Source organism: Vibrio sp. YT-19(2023) (genome assembly GCF_033337395.1).
This window is the reverse complement of sequence record NZ_JAWOQN010001060.1, coordinates 1-534: the sequence shown is the minus strand read 5'-3', so window position 1 is coordinate 534 and position 534 is coordinate 1. Positions and strand designations below refer to the sequence as shown.

The following is a 534-nucleotide window of genomic DNA, read 5'->3' as shown; positions in this document are numbered from 1 at the left end:
GGTTTAGACCGTCTAGTAATGCTGCTATGTGGTACTGAGAACATCCGTGATGTTATCGCGTTCCCTAAAACAACAGCAGCGGCGTGTTTGCTAACAGATGCTCCAAGCATTGCAAACCCAGCGGCTCTAGAAGAACTAGCGATTGCGGTAACTGCAGCGAAAGCAAAAGACGCAGAATAAGCGCACAACAATTAAAGAAAAAACTCCCGCACCTGCGGGAGTTTTTGTTTTAATGGGATATATCCAAACGACTTAAGAATGCTTGGGTTTAGATTCTAATAAAAATAGCGAGTTATTTAGGACGCTTCATGTCAATTATTTTGGGTATTGACCCAGGTTCTCGTATTACCGGTTACGGCGTTATTCGCCAGCAAGGCCGTCATCTGCAATATCTTGGCAGTGGGTGTATTCGTACCTCAGAAAAAGAATTGCCAGGTCGGCTTAAGCAAATCTATGCTGGCGTCACGGAAATCATCACCCAGTTTCAACCAGACGTATTTGCAATTGAGCAAGTGTTCATGGCGAAAAATGCCG

At 44.6% G+C, this 534-nt stretch carries 2 protein-coding genes; both read left to right on the top strand.

Features of this window, described 5'->3' with window-relative positions:
- Positions 1 to 180, top strand: a 180-nt coding sequence (locus R7E78_RS30035) for an amino acid--tRNA ligase-related protein (RefSeq protein ID WP_318059128.1), incomplete at its 5' end; no start/stop codon positions are given.
- A gap of 128 nt (positions 181 to 308) precedes the next feature.
- The coding region (gene ruvC / locus R7E78_RS30030; RefSeq protein WP_318059127.1) for a crossover junction endodeoxyribonuclease RuvC at positions 309 to 534 on the top strand (226 nt) is incomplete at its 3' end.